This window comes from Micromonospora sp. NPDC048986 (assembly GCF_040649335.1).
Taxonomy (GTDB): domain Bacteria; phylum Actinomycetota; class Actinomycetes; order Mycobacteriales; family Micromonosporaceae; genus Micromonospora; species Micromonospora alfalfae.
In genome coordinates, this window is record NZ_JBEZFJ010000011.1 from 62292 (window position 1) to 77197 (window position 14906).

General features: G+C 71.8%; 14 protein-coding genes. 8 read left to right on the forward strand and 6 right to left on the reverse strand.

Annotation, left to right across the window (positions count from 1 at the left end; translation table 11 throughout):
- Nucleotide 1 precedes the first annotated feature (1 nt).
- On the reverse strand, nt 2-631 hold the full coding sequence (prfH, locus tag AB0B94_RS22290) for a peptide chain release factor H (RefSeq protein ID WP_357283164.1): 630 nt from the start codon (nt 629-631) through the stop codon (nt 2-4).
- Nucleotides 628-1815: an RNA ligase RtcB family protein gene (locus tag AB0B94_RS22295; RefSeq protein ID WP_357283166.1), complete on the reverse strand. Its 1188-nt coding sequence runs from the start codon at nt 1813-1815 to the stop codon at nt 628-630. Before AB0B94_RS22295 ends, prfH begins: the two co-directional genes overlap by 4 nt.
- 176 nt (nt 1816-1991) lie before the next feature.
- On the opposite strand from AB0B94_RS22295, the gene AB0B94_RS22300 reads away from it, so the two are divergent.
- Complete coding sequence (locus AB0B94_RS22300) at nt 1992-2522, forward strand: adenylate kinase (protein WP_357283168.1); 531 nt, start codon at nt 1992-1994, stop codon at nt 2520-2522.
- 126 nt (nt 2523-2648) lie between these two features.
- Here the strand turns inward: AB0B94_RS22300 and AB0B94_RS22305 are convergent, their stop codons facing one another.
- Nucleotides 2649-3872, reverse strand: a complete 1224-nt coding sequence (locus tag AB0B94_RS22305; protein ID WP_357283171.1) for an ice-binding family protein — start codon at nt 3870-3872, stop codon at nt 2649-2651.
- A 241-nt stretch (nt 3873-4113) separates the two neighbouring features.
- Nucleotides 4114-4764: a methyltransferase domain-containing protein gene (locus AB0B94_RS22310; protein WP_357283173.1), complete on the reverse strand. Its 651-nt coding sequence runs from the start codon at nt 4762-4764 to the stop codon at nt 4114-4116.
- 119 nt (nt 4765-4883) lie between these two features.
- On the opposite strand from AB0B94_RS22310, the gene AB0B94_RS22315 reads away from it, so the two are divergent.
- A complete protein-coding gene (locus tag AB0B94_RS22315; RefSeq protein WP_357283176.1) occupies nt 4884-5639 on the forward strand; it encodes an SDR family oxidoreductase in 756 nt (251 codons plus the stop codon).
- A 9-nt stretch (nt 5640-5648) separates the two neighbouring features.
- Here the strand turns inward: AB0B94_RS22315 and AB0B94_RS22320 are convergent, their stop codons facing one another.
- Nucleotides 5649-7880: a hypothetical protein gene (locus tag AB0B94_RS22320; protein ID WP_357283178.1), complete on the reverse strand. Its 2232-nt coding sequence runs from the start codon at nt 7878-7880 to the stop codon at nt 5649-5651.
- A gap of 134 nt (nt 7881-8014) precedes the next feature.
- Complete coding sequence (locus AB0B94_RS22325) at nt 8015-8986, reverse strand: AraC family transcriptional regulator (protein WP_357283182.1); 972 nt, start codon at nt 8984-8986, stop codon at nt 8015-8017.
- Nucleotides 8987-9070: 84 nt separating this feature from the next.
- On the opposite strand from AB0B94_RS22325, the gene AB0B94_RS22330 reads away from it, so the two are divergent.
- The 6 genes from AB0B94_RS22330 (at nt 9071) to AB0B94_RS22355 (ending at nt 14572) form a co-directional block, all read left to right on the forward strand.
- A complete protein-coding gene (locus tag AB0B94_RS22330) occupies nt 9071-10039 on the forward strand; it encodes an SDR family NAD(P)-dependent oxidoreductase (RefSeq protein ID WP_357283184.1) in 969 nt (322 codons plus the stop codon).
- A 57-nt stretch (nt 10040-10096) separates the two neighbouring features.
- On the forward strand, nt 10097-11245 hold the full coding sequence (locus AB0B94_RS22335; protein ID WP_357283186.1) for an FUSC family protein: 1149 nt from the start codon (nt 10097-10099) through the stop codon (nt 11243-11245).
- A gap of 89 nt (nt 11246-11334) precedes the next feature.
- Nucleotides 11335-11859 (forward strand): hypothetical protein, encoded by a 525-nt coding sequence (locus AB0B94_RS22340; RefSeq protein ID WP_357283189.1) that lies wholly within the window; start codon nt 11335-11337, stop codon nt 11857-11859.
- Nucleotides 11860-11933: 74 nt separating this feature from the next.
- Entirely contained in the window at nt 11934-12776 is an 843-nt protein-coding gene (locus tag AB0B94_RS22345) for a DUF4097 family beta strand repeat-containing protein (RefSeq protein WP_357283191.1), read from the forward strand.
- Between the two features lie 33 nt (nt 12777-12809).
- Nucleotides 12810-13787, forward strand: coding sequence for an ATP-binding cassette domain-containing protein (locus AB0B94_RS22350; protein ID WP_357283193.1), 978 nt, complete (start codon nt 12810-12812; stop codon nt 13785-13787).
- Nucleotides 13784-14572: an ABC transporter permease gene (locus AB0B94_RS22355; protein ID WP_357283196.1), complete on the forward strand. Its 789-nt coding sequence runs from the start codon at nt 13784-13786 to the stop codon at nt 14570-14572. The genes AB0B94_RS22350 and AB0B94_RS22355 overlap by 4 nt, the downstream gene beginning before the upstream one ends.
- The last annotated feature ends 334 nt before the right edge of the window (nt 14573-14906 follow it).

The following is a 14906-nucleotide window of genomic DNA, read 5'->3' on the forward strand; positions in this document are numbered from 1 at the left end:
GCTAGCCTCCCGGTCGCCGGGGCGTTGGACGTTCCACCCGCACCGGATCGCCGCGAACCAGCCCGTCGTGGATGCGCCAGCGGGCGGTGGTGACGGCACGCCGCGCCGCCTCGTCGCCCTGCTCGAGGCGGTGGCGCAGCAGGTCGAGGGCGATCCGGCGGTTCAGGCTGAACTGCCGCTCGTCGTCGACCACGACCACCAGGCCCGAGGGGCGGTGCGTCGCGCGTACCGCAGTGCTGGCCTTGTTCCGGTGCTGACCACCCGGCCCGCCGGTGCGGCAGGCGACGATGTCGACGTCCGCCTCGCGCAACGTCGTCGGCCGAGCGGCGCGTTCGGGCGGCTGGGCGGTGACGTACCAGTTCTTCCGGCCGATGCCCGACCGGTACGGGCTCGGGGCCTGCCAGCACAGCGTCCCGGTCCACGAGGCCGCGAACGCCTCGGCGTCGACGCCGGAGATCCGGATCAGCACCGACCGGTAGGTGCCGGCGCGGTCGCCGGGGACCGCCTCAACCTGCTGGATCGTCAGACCTCGGCCGACGCCCTCGCCCCGCAGACGGTGCAGCAGTTGACTCAGTGCCCAGGTGCACTCCTGCGGCCCGCGCCCGGCCGACAACAGCAGCAACGCGGTCACGAGCGGCCTCGCCGGCCGCGGTGGCCCCGCCGCTTGGAGCGTGCGGCGGACCCGAGGGCGGGCGTCTTGTAGGTGACCACTGGCGTCGTGCTGACCACCGCAGTGGCCAGCCGGTGGTCGACCAGGTCGGCGATCACCTGCTCGATGCGCTTGTACGCGGTGGGCGCCTCCTCGAAGAGCAACTGCCGGTCACCGCACACCACCAGAGAACCCACCGGGGTACGGCGTAGCTCCTCGACCGTGTGCTTGGCCCGGCCCCGCCGCAGGGCGTCGGCGCGCGACATCTTGCGGCCAGCGCCGTGGGCCACCGAGTAGTTGGCCTCCGCCCCGGCGTGCGCGGCCACCAGATAGGACGCCGTTCCCCGGGTACCGGCGATCAGGACATCGCCCCCGTCACCCGGCGCCGCTCCCTTGCGGTGCAGGTAGACCCCGTCCCGGACCTCGACCAGGTTGTGGCACTGGTCGACGATCGGCGCGGTGGGCTCGGCCCCCAACGCGTGCGCCACCCGGGCGGCCAGCACCCGTCGGTTGAGCGAACCCCAGCGCACGGCGTCGTCGTGCATGCCCAGGTAGACGGCGGGGTCGGGTGCCGCCCCAGCGCCGTGGACCTCGGTGTGCGCCCGCAGGATCCGCTCGCCCAGGCCACGGGAACCGCTGTGGACGATCAGCACGAGATCGCCCTCGTCGAGCCCGAGCCGTCCCGCGTGCCGTACGTCGAAGACGGTGTCGACGCGGGCCAGCTCCACGAAGTGGTTGCCCCGGCCCACCGTCCCGAGGCCGTCCAGGTGACCGGCCGGAACGTCACCGTCGACGGCGGCCCAGGCGGGGTCGTCGGCGTCGCGCACCGGGTCGAGCGCCTGGTCGAGGTCGGGGAACCGGGTGGCGAGCCGTTCCGGTACGGCCCGCTTGAGCTTGATCGGAAACACGGCGATGCCGCAGCCGATGTCGGAGCCCACCAGGAACGGGTACAGCACTGTCGACGCCATGGCCGCGCCGATGGGGGCGCCCTTGCCGGGATGCAGGTCCGGCATGGCGGCGACGTGCCGCATGCCGTCCAGGGCGGCGACCTGTTGGCACTGTGCGAGCGCATCGGACTCGATCCAGCTCGCGGGGGAGGCGAACACCGTGACGGTGGCCGGGGCGGACGGGGGCAGGGGCTCCCGAGGGAGGTGGTGCTGGGACAAGGAGAGAGGCTCATCTCTGGCTGCGAACGTCAAAGCGGACGGCGTCGCGGCCCCCGGGAGGCATCACCGGTGGCGCGGAGCAGGGGGTGGAGTCCGTCAGTACGTCATGGACGTCACTCTGGCCGAGGCGCGCCAGGCACGACAACCGATTTTCCTTCACGACGTACGCTGCCGCGATGAGCGCACCGCGGCGCATCCTGGTCTACGGGGTGTACGGCTCCGGCAAGTCCACTCTCGCGGCGCGGTTGGCCGAACACCTCGGACTGCCCTGGTATCCGGTGGACGATCTGCTCTGGCAACCGGGCTGGGTCGAGGTGCCGGTCACCCAGCAACGTGGCCGGATCGAGGAGATCTGCCGACGGGACCGCTGGATCGTCGACGGGGCGTACCACGGCTGGCGGGACGTCCCGATGGCCCGCGCCGATCTGGTCGTCGGCCTGGACTATCCACGGTGGCGTTCGTTCGGGCGGTTACTCCGCCGTACCGTTCGCCGGGTGGTCACCGGCGAGGTGATCTGCAACGGCAACCGCGAGTCGCTGAGCAGCGTGCTGTCCCGGGACTCGATCCTGGTCTGGCACGTCACCGCGTTCGGCCGGGCCCGACGGCGGATGCGGGCCTGGCAGGCCGACCCGTCCGCGCCGCCGGTGGTGTTGCTGCGCTCCCCGGCGGAGCTGGACGTCTGGCTGGCCGGGCTGCCCCGCCGGTGAGGCCGTGCGAGGCGCGGACGGCCGCCGCGACAGTCAGTGGCGAACGCGTCGTCGGCCCGCTACCGGTGGGGAGCGGGCCGACGACGTGACGTGGCCCGGCCGGGATCACACCGGCCGGGCCACCGATCAGGATTCCAGGCGTCGACGCCGGGCCAGGAAGAACGCGAACGCGCCCAGCACGACCAGCACACTCCCGACGCCGGTCAGGGCCGGGACCGCGCCGCCGCCGGTGACAGGCAGGATGGGGCGCTCGCCGCCACCGCCAGGTCGACCGGGTGCGCCAGGGCTGCCGGGTGCTCCGGGGGGCCCGGGTGCTCCGGGTGCTCCGGGTGCTCCGGGTGCTCCAGGTGCTCCGGGGGGCCCGGACGGACCGGGCGCTCCGGGGCTGCCGGGTGCGCCGGGTGCTCCGGGGCTGCCGGGTGCGCCAGGCGCTCCCGGGCTGCCGGGTGCTCCGGGGCTGCCGGGTGCTCCGGGGCTGCCGGGCGCTCCGGGGCTACCGGGTGCTCCGGGGCTGCCGGGTGCTCCGGGACTGCCGGGCGCTCCGGGGCTGCCCGACGGGCCGGGCGGACCGGTGGGCCCGGGCGGGCCGGTCGGTCCGGGCGGGCCCGTCGGCCCGGCGCAGATCGGCGCGGTGATGACGTTGGTGTCGAGGGTGACGGCGGCGGTGCGCGCCAGCGCGCGGCCCTGGAGGGTCGCGCCCGTGGCCATCGTGATCGCGGCCTGAGCCATGATGGTGCCCACGAAGGTGGTGCCGGTGCCGATCGTCGCCGAGCTGCCGATCTTCCAGAACACGTTGCAGGCCGAAGCCCCATTGATCAGGACCACGCTGCTGTTCGACGCCGTCGTCAGCGAGGAGTCGACCTGGAAGATGAACACGGCCGACGGGTCACCCTGGCCGTTGAGCGTCAACGGTCCGGTCAGTTGGGCGGCCCCGATCCGGTAGACCCCTTCGTTGAGCGTGTTGCCACCCAGCTCCGCCGGGAGGTTGGTGAACGGGGTCCGGCCGGCGGCGTCGTTGAAGGCGATGGTCAGGTCGCTCTGAGCCTGGAGCGCGACCGCGTCGCCGAGGTGTACCTCGCCGCCGATGGTCGCCGTACCGAAGCCGGCCGCGGTGTTTCCGGGGAACCGCCCGAGGCTCTGGGCCAGGAAGCTGGGACCGGTGTTGGTCGGCTCCGCTCCGGCCAGGACGGAGAAGTCGGCCGCCGTCCCCAGGTTGACCGGTGCCTCCTGCGCGTTGGCGGCGGTCGAGCTGAAGAGCAGCAGGCTGGCTGCCACTGTGGCGGCTGCGCCAGCCGCGAGCGACGGCAGCACGACTCGCCGCCGTAGCCAGTGTTTGGGTTTAGCTGTCACAGAACACCCTCCGTGGGTACTACTCGCAGGAGACGTCCAGCGAGTGGCGTCCTGCGTGATACGGCCTGTATGGCGCCGAGAAGCGCGCTGATTACCACATCACGTCAGGTGTTCAAATGAGAGCGAAACGGGACAATAGCCGACGGCATCTATCTGAATTGGACCGACATTCGCGTTCGTGTTCGCCGCTTGCGCGACAGGCGGGCGGGTGCGGCCAGGCGGTTGAATGAACCTCGGCAAATCATCGGGCCGTCGGGACCGGCCTGATCGCGCGGCCGAGGACGCAGGGGGAGGCGGGGCTGTTACTGGTGGCCGGGAAACGGAACCTGCGCAGCTGCTCCACCTCGAAGCCGGCCGCGCCGATGGCGGCAACGGTGTCGCGGTTGGTGTGGCAGCCGGCGAACAGCTTCGGCCACAGTGTGGCGTCGAGCAGTCGTTGGGCGCGGTGCAGGCCGGTGGCCTCCTCGGCAGCCACGTGCTCGAAGAACCGCACCTGGCCCGCGGGGCGCACCACCCGGCTGATCTCGGCCAACGCGCTCGCCTGATCGGGCACTGTGCACAACACCAACGCGACCACCGCCGCGTCGAACTCGCCGTCCCCGACAGGCAGTGCCTCGGCCAGACCGTCGACGACAGTGACCGGAACCGGCGCGCTCGACGCAGCGCGCTCGGCGGCGGCACGCAGACGCCGCTCCGGCTCGATCGCGAGGACCTGGGTCACCCCCGGCGGGTAGTGGGCGAACATCCGCCCGTTGCCCGCGCCGATCTCGATCACCCGGCCGGACAGGCCGGCGACCAGGTCCCGCCGGAACGCCGCCGTGCCGGCACGGTCCATGGCGACGCTGAGCCGCTCGTAGACCCGAGCGAACACCGGGTGGGACACGACGGCCACGTCGACCTCCTCATCTCCGTCGAACTGTTCTCCGGCGATTGTCCTGCATCTGTGCACGCTTTCCGTCTTACTGGTTGGCAGCACGATTCAACCCAGTGCAGACAGGACGTGGTGCGACCATGAAGATCGTCGTCATCGGGGGCAGCGGCCTCATCGGTTCCAAGCTCGTGGACCGTCTCGCCGCTCAGGGCCACGAGGCGGTGCCGGCATCGCCGAAGACCGGCGTGAACACGTTGACCGGCGAGGGAGTTGCCGATGCGCTCACCGACGCCGAGGTCGTCGTCGACGTGTCGAACTCGCCGTCGTTCGAGGACGCCGCCGTACTGGAGTTCTTCGAGACCTCGACCCGGACGCTCCTCGCCGCCGCGTCGGAGGCCGGGGTGAACCACTACGTGGCGCTCTCCATCGTGGGGTGCGACCGGATCCCGGACAGCGGGTACATGCGTGCGAAGGTCGCCCAGGAGCGGCTCATCGTCGCGTCCGGACTCCCGTACTCGGTGGTGCACGCCACCCAGTTCTTCGAGTTCCTTCAGGGCATCATCGACAGCGCCACGGACGGCGACACCGTGCACCTCGCGCCGGTGCTCATTCAGCCGATGGCCGCTGACGACGTCGCGGCCACGGTCTGCGAGGTCGCGCTCGGCGCGCCGACGAACTCAGTGGTCGAGGTCGCCGGCCCGGAGCAGTTCCGCCTCGACGAACTGGGTCGATCCCTGCTCGCCGCCACGCAGGACCGTCGGTCGGTGGTGGCCGACCCCGACGCCCGGTACTTCGGTGCCAAGCTGGGCGAACGCTCGCTCGTCCCGGCCGACGGCGCCCGCCTCGTCGGCACATCCCTGGACGACTGGCGCACCCGGGCGGGCCGGGGACACTGACCCAGCCCGCTACCCCGGTGTCCCGGGCGGACCGGCCCGCCCACCGAGGCGCCGCACCAACTCCGCTACCGCCTTGGTGAACGGCTCGTCGGACTCGCCCTGCCAGTGCCCGTGGATGGGTGGGGCGACGCTGTCCCCCGGGGGTGCCACCACGTCACAGGGGTCACGCTGTCGACGATCCACAGCGGCGGCCGGGTCGCCGGTGGTGGCCGGCGCGGGTGCGGAATGCGGCGAGAAGATCCAGCCACCGATGGGATCGGTGTCGCGCCACAGGTTCACCCAGCGCCAACCCACCCGCCGGCCGATCTCGTGCAGTGCCGCGCCGTCGACGTACGCGGGGAAGAGCCGTGCGTAGAGGCGGCGCAGCGGGGATCCGTGGGTGAGCAGGGCGACCCGGGCGCCGACCTGCGGTGGCAGTTGGAGCACCGTGGCGGCGAGCAGAACCGAGCCGTGGCTGTGCCCGGTGAGCAGCACCGCGTCGCCGCGCTCGACCAGGTAGGTGATTCGGCGGGCCAGCTCCGGCACGGCCCGCTCCGAGTAGCAGGGCGGCGCGAACGGGTGGGCGGCCCGGGGCCAGAAGGTGCCGAGGTCCCAGAGGACGCCGACGTGTCGGCGGTACGGCTCGGTGCGGTACGCGAAGATTCCGCCGATGATCAGACCGAGGATGATCGCCGCGATCACCCAGCTACCGAACGCGATGGTGAACGTGACCGCCGCCGCCGGCAACCCGATGTTCGGCTCGATGAGGTCGCCCGGGAGGTGCGCGAGCAGGCCGATCGTGGTGGTGGCCGTGCCGAGTCCGGCGAGGCAGCTGTAGACCACTGCCAACGGCATCAGCTTCTCGGTGAAGCGAGCCCGGGCTATCGCGTCTCGGACCTGTCGCAGTCGGGGTCCTGCCCCGGCCGGCGGGTTCGGGAAGTCGCGCGCGACGATCGCCGCCGCGGCCCGGCGTCGACTCCGGCGGGAGAGCAGGATGACGGGGCCGGCGACGATCGCGGTGCCCAACAATGCGCGGAAGAAGCCGTGGATCGCCCAGGTGTAGGCCGCAGGCGGTCCGGTGGCGATGCCCTCCCCGGTCGGCACGTCGCGATCCAGGAAGTCCGCCACCCGGTAGACCAGCTCGGCGGAGTACGCCACCGCCATGCTGATGCCGGTGGCGACGACAACGAGAGCGCCCAGCCCGAACAGCGGGGTGGCGCCGCGTTCGCGGCGCCGGTGCCAGAGCAGCACCACGCCCAGGGCGGCCAACAGTGTCGTCTGAGCCGCGAACAGACCGGTAAGGGTCCGGTCGTAGCCGGGAAGCCCGTGCTGCTGCGACCACGGCCGCGAACTGGTCGGCGCGTGTGCCACGACGACCACGGTCAGGATGATGGCAGCGTTCCGGAGGGTGCCGGTGATCCGGTCGAGCCGCCGGTCGCCGGGGGACCGGTCCATCAGCGGTGGTGTGCAGAGCAGCCCCACGCACCCCGTCAGGATCACCCCCGTGATCGCCGTCAGCGCGAGCGTGGCCGCTGACGCGTCATTCGCGCCCTGGGCCAGGAGCAGGACGAGGTCCAGCGTCGCGAACGCCGCGGCGACGTGGATGGCGCGCAACCGTCCCACCAGCGGCTCGGCGTCCCACTGACCGACGGTGCCGAGCCGAGGCGCGGCGCTGCCCTGGTCGGGTGCCCGAAACGCCTCGAAGGTCCGCCCCGGCCGGCAGCTGACCCGCCAGATCAGGCCGATCGCGGCGACCGGGACCAGCGCGAGCACCGCCAACCGCAGGCCGACCGGCCGCCCACTCAGCCAGGACAACCAACTGCGTCCGGAGTGGCAGTCCGGCGAGGCCAGGCACTGCCAACCAACGAGATCCAGGGCGACGCCGGCGACGGCGAGCACGTAGAGCACGGTGAGCGTGAGCGCCAGCACCCGGCACAGGGACTTGACCGCCGCCTCCGACCCGGGGTTCGCCGGGCGCATCCAGATCGCGACGTTGACCAGCATGAAGGGGAGCAGGAAGACCACCGCCAGGGTGCGAGCCACGGTTCCGGAGGGCAGATCACCCCAGCGGTACGCCTCAAGCGTCACACCGTGCGCGCCGGTGTCCTGCGAGTACGGGGGGCGCGGCCGGTAGAAACCGCCACTGCGGTCACCGGCGACCTGCCCGATCTGTTGCAGGTCCAGAACCTGTGCGGCGCTCGCGCCGGAGACCCCGTGCACCCGCAGCTCCACGACGTTGCCGGAGTCGTCCGGCCCGCTCAACCGCGCTGATCCATCCGACGTCCCCCCGAGGCGTCTTGCAGCCCTCGTCCCGCGACCCGGCCCGACGTCACGCTCGGGGCTGCAGAGCCGGGTCTACCCGATCCGGCTGCCCTCAATCTCGGCCGGGTGGGGCGCTACCGCCCAAGCCGTGCTCGACCGGCGGTCACTGTCGGTTCGGGTACGTCGTTCCGGCCCGCCTTCGCCAGCTCGGTGCGGTAGGCGCGTGGCGAGAGGCCGGTGGTGCGCTTGAAGGCCACGCTGAGCGCGCTCTCCGAGCCGTACCCGACGGCCTGGGCGATGGTGGCGACAGTGTCGGAGCTGTGCCGGATGCGATCGGCCGCGAGTTCGATCCGCCACCCGGTCAGATACTCCAGTGGGCCCACCCCGACGACCCTCTTGAATCGGGCCGCCAGCGTCGACCGGGAGACGGTGGCCGCGCGGGCGACCTCGTCCACCGTCCACCCGTGCGCGGGTCGCGCGTGCATCACGCGTAGCGCGGGGGCGACAACCGGGTCGGTGAGGCCGGCCAGCCACCCGGTGGTGGGCTGTTCGTCGCGGGCCAGGTGCAGCCGCAGGACTCGGATCAGCAGGACCAGCGCCAGGTGCTCGGCGACGAGGTGGGAGCCGAGTCGCGTGGACCGCAGTTCCTCGTCGATCTCGCCGAGGGCCCACCGGACGGTACCGGCCTCCGGGGTGTCGGCGGGGACGTGGATGACCGGCGGGAGGTTGTCCAGCAGGAGGCTGCGCGCCCGTCCGCCCAGGGTGAAGGCACCGCCAATGAGGAACACGTCGTCACCGTCGCCGACGTGCGCCACACCGTCGGTGGCGGCGGCGAAGATCGGGTACGCGGGCTGGACCGGCACATCGGGATCGCTGAAGAGGGTGTAGGCCGCCGGTCGGGTCAGCAGGAAGCAGTCGCCGGTACCGAGGTTGATCGGCTCGGCGTGGCCGTCGACCCGTAGCGAGCATCGGCCCCGCCGGACGGCGTTGAACTTGGCCCCGGCGGGAGGGTCGAAACCCACGGCCCAGCGTCCGCCCCCGACCAGGCCGGCGGAGACGTGGCTCGTCGCGCCGAGCAGGGCCAGCACATCCTCCAGCGGATCCATCCCCACCTTTTCTGGACGCTCACGAAAGTATGAAGGACCCCAGACTATAGGCAGTCCGGTCCGAGCGTTCGTAGCCTGGGTTTCATGACAGCGAACGCACGCCTCACCACCCCGTTCAACGCCCGCACCACCGCCGCCGAGGTCCTCGACGGTGTCGACCTCACCGGACGCCGGATGATCGTCACCGGGGGTGCCTCCGGCATCGGCGTGGAGACGGTGCGCGCGCTGGCCGGGGCCGGCGCCGAGGTCACCATCGCGACCCGGAATCCGCGGGCGGCCGACCGGCTCGCCGAGGAGTTCGCCACCGGTGCCAGACCTGGCACGGTCCGGTCGTCCGCCCTCGATCTCTCCGACCTGGCGTCGGTCGACGCCTTCGTCGCGGCCTGGCAGGGCCCGCTCGACGTGCTGGTGGCCAACGCCGGAATCATGGCGATCCCGACCCGCCAACTGACCGCCGTGGGCTGGGAACTCCAGCTCGCGACGAACCACCTCGGCCACTTCGCGCTGGCCCGGGGCCTGCACGACAGCCTGCGGGCCGCCCACGCGGCCCGGGTCGTGATGGTCAGCTCCGGGGCACACCTTGCCGCGCCGTTCGACTTCGACGACCCGCAGTTCGAGCGGCGCCCCTACGACCCGTGGTCGGCCTACAGCCAGTCGAAGACCGCGGAGGTCCTGCTCGCGGTCGGCATCACCCGCCAGTGGGAGAGGGACGGGATCACCGCGAACGCCCTCAACCCCGGGTACATCTTCACCAACCTCCAGCGCCACATCGACGACGACACGATGCGCGCGATGGGCGCGATGGACGAAGCGGGCAACCTCATCGAGGCGGAGTACTACAAGAAGCCCGACCAGGGCGCGTCGACCACAGTGCTGCTCGCCGGCTCACCCCTGCTCGACGGCGTCGGCGGCCGGTACTTCGACGACAACCAGGAGGCCGAGGTCATTCCCGGTGGCCCCGACGCCACCGGCGGAGTCGCCGCCCACGCGCTGGACCCGGCTGCGGCCGACCGGCTCTGGGCGTACGCCGAGAAGACCCTCGCCTCGCGCTGAGGACGGCCGGGCCGTGCCGGCGATGATTGATCCGGTCGTGGCGGGGTAGGTGCCGCCATGGTCGCTGCCGGTCGGCGCGGAGCGGACGCGGGCCCGTCGACCGTCGCCCGGTGGGGGGACCGCTTGGTGGTCGCGTTGCGCGACCGGGTCCGTCGGGTCCGAACCATCGGCGGCCTCGCCCTACAGGCCGGCCTGGCCGCGGCGTTGTCCTGGCTGGTGGCGCATTCGCTGCTGCATGTGTCGCAGCCGGTCTTCGCGCCGATCTCCGCCGTCTCGACCCTCGCCGCGTCAGTCGGCCAGCGGTTGCGTCGCACCGTCGAGCTGATCATCGGTGTCACCGTCGGGGTGCTGATCGGCGACCTGCTCCTCCTGGTGATCGGCACCGGGTGGTGGCAACTCGCCCTGATCGTCGTGCTGGCCATCGTCGTCGCGCTCTTCCTCGCGGGTAGCGCGGCGGTGGTCATCCAGGCGGGGGCGACGGCGGTGCTCATCGTCACGCTCAGCCCGGCCGTCCGGGACCTGGAGATCCCCCGGTTCGTGGACGCGCTCATCGGGGGAGGGGTGGCGCTGCTGGTCACCGCCGTGTTGCTGCCGTTGAACCCGCTGCGGGTGCTCAACCGGGCCGCGCGGCCGGCGTTGGATCTCCTCGCGACCCAGCTCGACGCCACCGCCGAGGCGCTGACCGAGCGGGATGCCGCTCGGGCCCGTACCGCCCGGGGTGAGCTGCGGCAGAGCGCGGGCCGGTTGAAGGCGTTCGTCGAGGCGACCCAGGGCGCCCGGGAGGCGAGCACCCTGTCACCCGTGTACCGGCATCAACGGCGCGGGCCGGTGGGCCGCTACGCGCAGGCGGCGGAGCCGATCGACCGGGCGGTGCGCAACAGCGGCACCCTGATCCGACGGTCGGTGACGCTCATCGAGGACGGCGAGCCGGTGCCGGAGTCGTTGCCGACGGCGGTGGCCGATCTCGCCGAGGCGGTCCGCCTGCTCAAGCGGCAGTTCGCCGCCGGCGCCGAGCCGAACCGGGCCCGGGAGCAGGCGCTGCGGGCGGTCCGCACGGCTGGGCACGCCTATCGGGACGGCGTCGGCTTCTCCGGCGCGGTGGTGGTGGCACAGGTCCGGACGACAGTCAGTGACCTGCTGGTCGCCACCGGGCTGAGCCAGGAGGACGCGAATCATCTGGTCCGGAGGCTCTTCGGTGACCTGTGAGAGCGAGCTGACCTCGGCGGAGCCAGGTAGCGGCGTCTCCCTGAGCCACGCTGTAGCGTTCTGAGCCAAAGTGATGCCATGATGGTGCCATGGAACTGAGGTCATACGTCGAGAACCTGCGTGACGAGTTCGCCGTGGCCGCTGAGGGCGTGGACCCGGAGGCCCGGGCGCTGGCCGAGCGACTTTTCGCGCAGTTGGAGGCGGCCACCCGTCTCACCCTCCTCGAAGCGCTGTCCGACGCGGCCGACGAGATCACCCGTGACCTCGCGCCGGGTTCGGTGCACGTTCGGTTGCGCGGGCGCGAGCCCGACTTCGTGGTGACGCCGGCCAGCCCGCCGGTCGAGGTGGCGAGTGAGCCCAGTGGCCCACCACCGCTGTCGGTGCCGGTGACCGCGCCCGACGGTGACGACGGCGGCACCTCGCGGATCAACCTGCGGCTCCCCGACCATCTGAAGGCCAGCGTCGAGGACGCCGCCGGCCGCGCCGGGCTGTCGGTCAACGCCTGGCTCGTGCGCGCCGTCGCCGGCGCCATCGGGGCGGGCGACGCGCAGCGTCGTCCATCCCGCCGGGTGGAGCCGATCTCCGGCCAGCACTTCACCGGCTGGGCCCGCTAACTCCCCCGTACCCCTTCCACCACCACGCCGCTGACCAGCGGCGACCTCCGCCGACCACCTTTCGGGAGACCACCATGCCTGTTTTCGAGACACCAGAACCGATTTCCGTCCAGATCGAGCTGCCGATCGGCGATGCCTGGATCGCCGCTAGCGACCGCACCGACACTGTGGTGACGGTGCGGCCCCGCGACCCGTCGAGCAAGGCCGACGTGAGCGCCGCCGAACAGAGCACAGTCGAGTTCGCCGCCGGACGACTGGTGATCCGGGTGCCGAAGAGCTGGCGCCGCTACGGGTTCGGCCCCGGGCCGTCGGTCGACGTCCAGATCGAGGTGCCGACCGGGTCACGGGTGTACGCCGAGGCGGGGTGGGCGGCGTTCCGCTGCGAGGGTCGGCTCGGCGAGTGTCGGATCAAGACCGGCAGCGGCATCCGACTCGACGAGACCGGTCCGTTGGAGATCGACAGCAGCCACGGCGAGGTTGCGGTCGAGCGTGTACTGGGCTCCGCCCGGGTGAAGGCATCGTCCGGCAAGGTGCGCATCGGCGCGGTCGACGGCACCGCCGAGATCAAGAACTCGTCCGGCGACTGCTGGATCGGCCGCAGCGGTGGCGACGTCCGGATCAACACCGCCTACGGCGACATCACGGTGGACGCCGCGCAGGCTTCGGTGACGGCGCGCACCGCCTACGGCAACCTTCGGCTGGGTGAGGTCACCCGCGGCGCTGTCGACGCACAGACCTCCTACGGCGCGATCGAGGTCGGCATCCGTCGGGGGACCGCCGCCTGGCTCGACGTCAGTTCCAAGCACGGCCGCGTGCACAACGCGCTGGAGTCGACCGACAGCCCGGCGCAGACCGACGAGACGGTCGAGGTCCGGGCGAACACCTCCTACGGCGACATCATGATCCGCCGCGCCTGACCCACCGCCCCGCCGACCACAGAGGAGGAGACCATGACCAGCTCCATGAACCCCGCAATCGTCGCCACCGACCTGCGCAAGTCCTACGGCGACAAGGTCGTGCTGAACGGCATCGACCTGATGATCACCGAGGGCACCATCTTCGCGTTGCTCGGTCCGAACGGCGCCGGCAAGACCACCACGGTGCAGATCCTCTCCACCCTGATCGACGCCGACGGCGGTAACGCCCGCGTCTTCGGCCACGACCTGACCCGGGAGCCCGACGCGGTACGCGCGCTGATCGGCGTCACCGGCCAGTTCTCCGCGGTCGACAGCCTGCTCACCGGTCGGGAGAACCTGACCCTGATGGCCGACCTGTGTCACCTGGAGAGGGCCGCCGGTCGGCGGCGGATCGCCCACCTGCTCGACCAGTTCGACCTGACCGACGCGGCGGGCAAGCCGGTGTCCACGTACTCCGGCGGCATGCGTCGCCGGCTCGACCTCGCGATGACTTTGGTCGGCGAGCCCCGCGTCATCTTCCTCGACGAGCCGACCACCGGCCTCGACCCGCGCAGCCGCCGGGCAATGTGGCACATCATCCGCGCGCTCGCCGCCGAGGGCGTGACCATCCTGCTCACCACGCAGTACCTGGAGGAGGCCGACCAGCTCGCCGACCGGGTGGCGTTCCTCGACCACGGCCGGCTGATCGCCGAGGGCACGCCGCGCGAACTCAAGCGGCTCATCCCGGGCGGCCACGTCGTCCTGCAGTTCGCCGACCAGGAGGGTCTCGACTCCGCGGCGCGGACGTTCGAGGCCGCCACCCGGGACGACGCGGCACTCACCCTCCAGGTGCCGAATGACGGCGGGGTCGGGTCGCTGCGATCCCTGCTCGACCAACTCGACCGCGCCTCGATCAGCGTGGCGGGCCTCTCCGTGCACACCCCCGACCTCGACGACGTCTTCCTCACCCTCACCGGTCAGCCCGACACCCGGGCCGGCCGACCCGACCACGAAAGGGCTCCCGCGCGATGAGCACCCTCTCCCTCGCCGTCCGCGACTCGAGCACCATGTTGCGGCGCAACCTGCTGCACATGCGGCGGTACCCGTCGATGACGTTCCTGCTCATCGGCATCCCGATCATCATCCTGCTGCTCTTCGTCTACGTCTTCGGCGGCACGCTCGGTGCCGGTCTCGGCCCGTCCGGCGACCGTTCCCAGTACGCCAACTACGTCACCCCCGGCATCCTGCTCATCACAGTGGTCAGCGCCGCGCAGGGCACCGCCATCTCGGTCGCGATGGACATGACCGAGGGGATCATCGCCCGGTTCCGCACGATGGCGATCTTTCGACCGTCGGTGCTGACGGGTCACGTACTGGGCAGCCTGGTCCAGACCATGCTCAGCCTCGCGGCGGTCACCGTCGTGGCGCTGCTGGTGGGGTTCCGGCCCACTGCCAACCCGGTTGAATGGCTCGCCGCGATCGGCGTCCTCGCCATGATCACCTTCGCGCTGACCTGGCTGTCCGTCGCCCTCGGTCTGGTCAGTGACAGTGTCGAGACGGCCAGCAACCTGCCCATGCCGCTGATCCTCCTGCCGTTCCTCGGCAGCGGGTTCGTCCCCACCGACTCCATGCCGACCGCCGTACGGGTGTTCGCCGACTACCAGCCCTTCACGCCCGTCATGGAGACCCTTCGCGGCCTGCTCCTGGGTACCGGGATCGGCGCCAACGGGATCATCACGGTCGTCTGGTGTGCCGTCATCACGGTGGGCTGCTTCCTGTGGGCCAAGGCCCTGTACAACCGCAACCGGAAGGCCTGATCCGACCGGCGCGTCTCGTCAGCACCGCAACGGAGAGCCGGCGGCTCGGCCCACAGGGGTCGGGCCGCCGGCTCGTGGCGTCCTGCGAGCGGCGGGCGAGAGCGCGTGGTGGGGCGGCGGGTCGGTGGCGCGGGCGCGTGGTGGGGCGGTGGAGCCGGTGGCGCGGGCGCGTGATCGACTCGGATTTCGTGAAGTCGGCCGATCACTGCGCCGCGGACCCCGCGACTCCGGTGAGCACTAGTAGATCTTGCTTTCGGGGCCGCGCGACGCGCCGTTGGGCGCACGGGCCGACCGGGCGGCGCGGGCGCACCCAGACGTTGAATGTTATCGATAA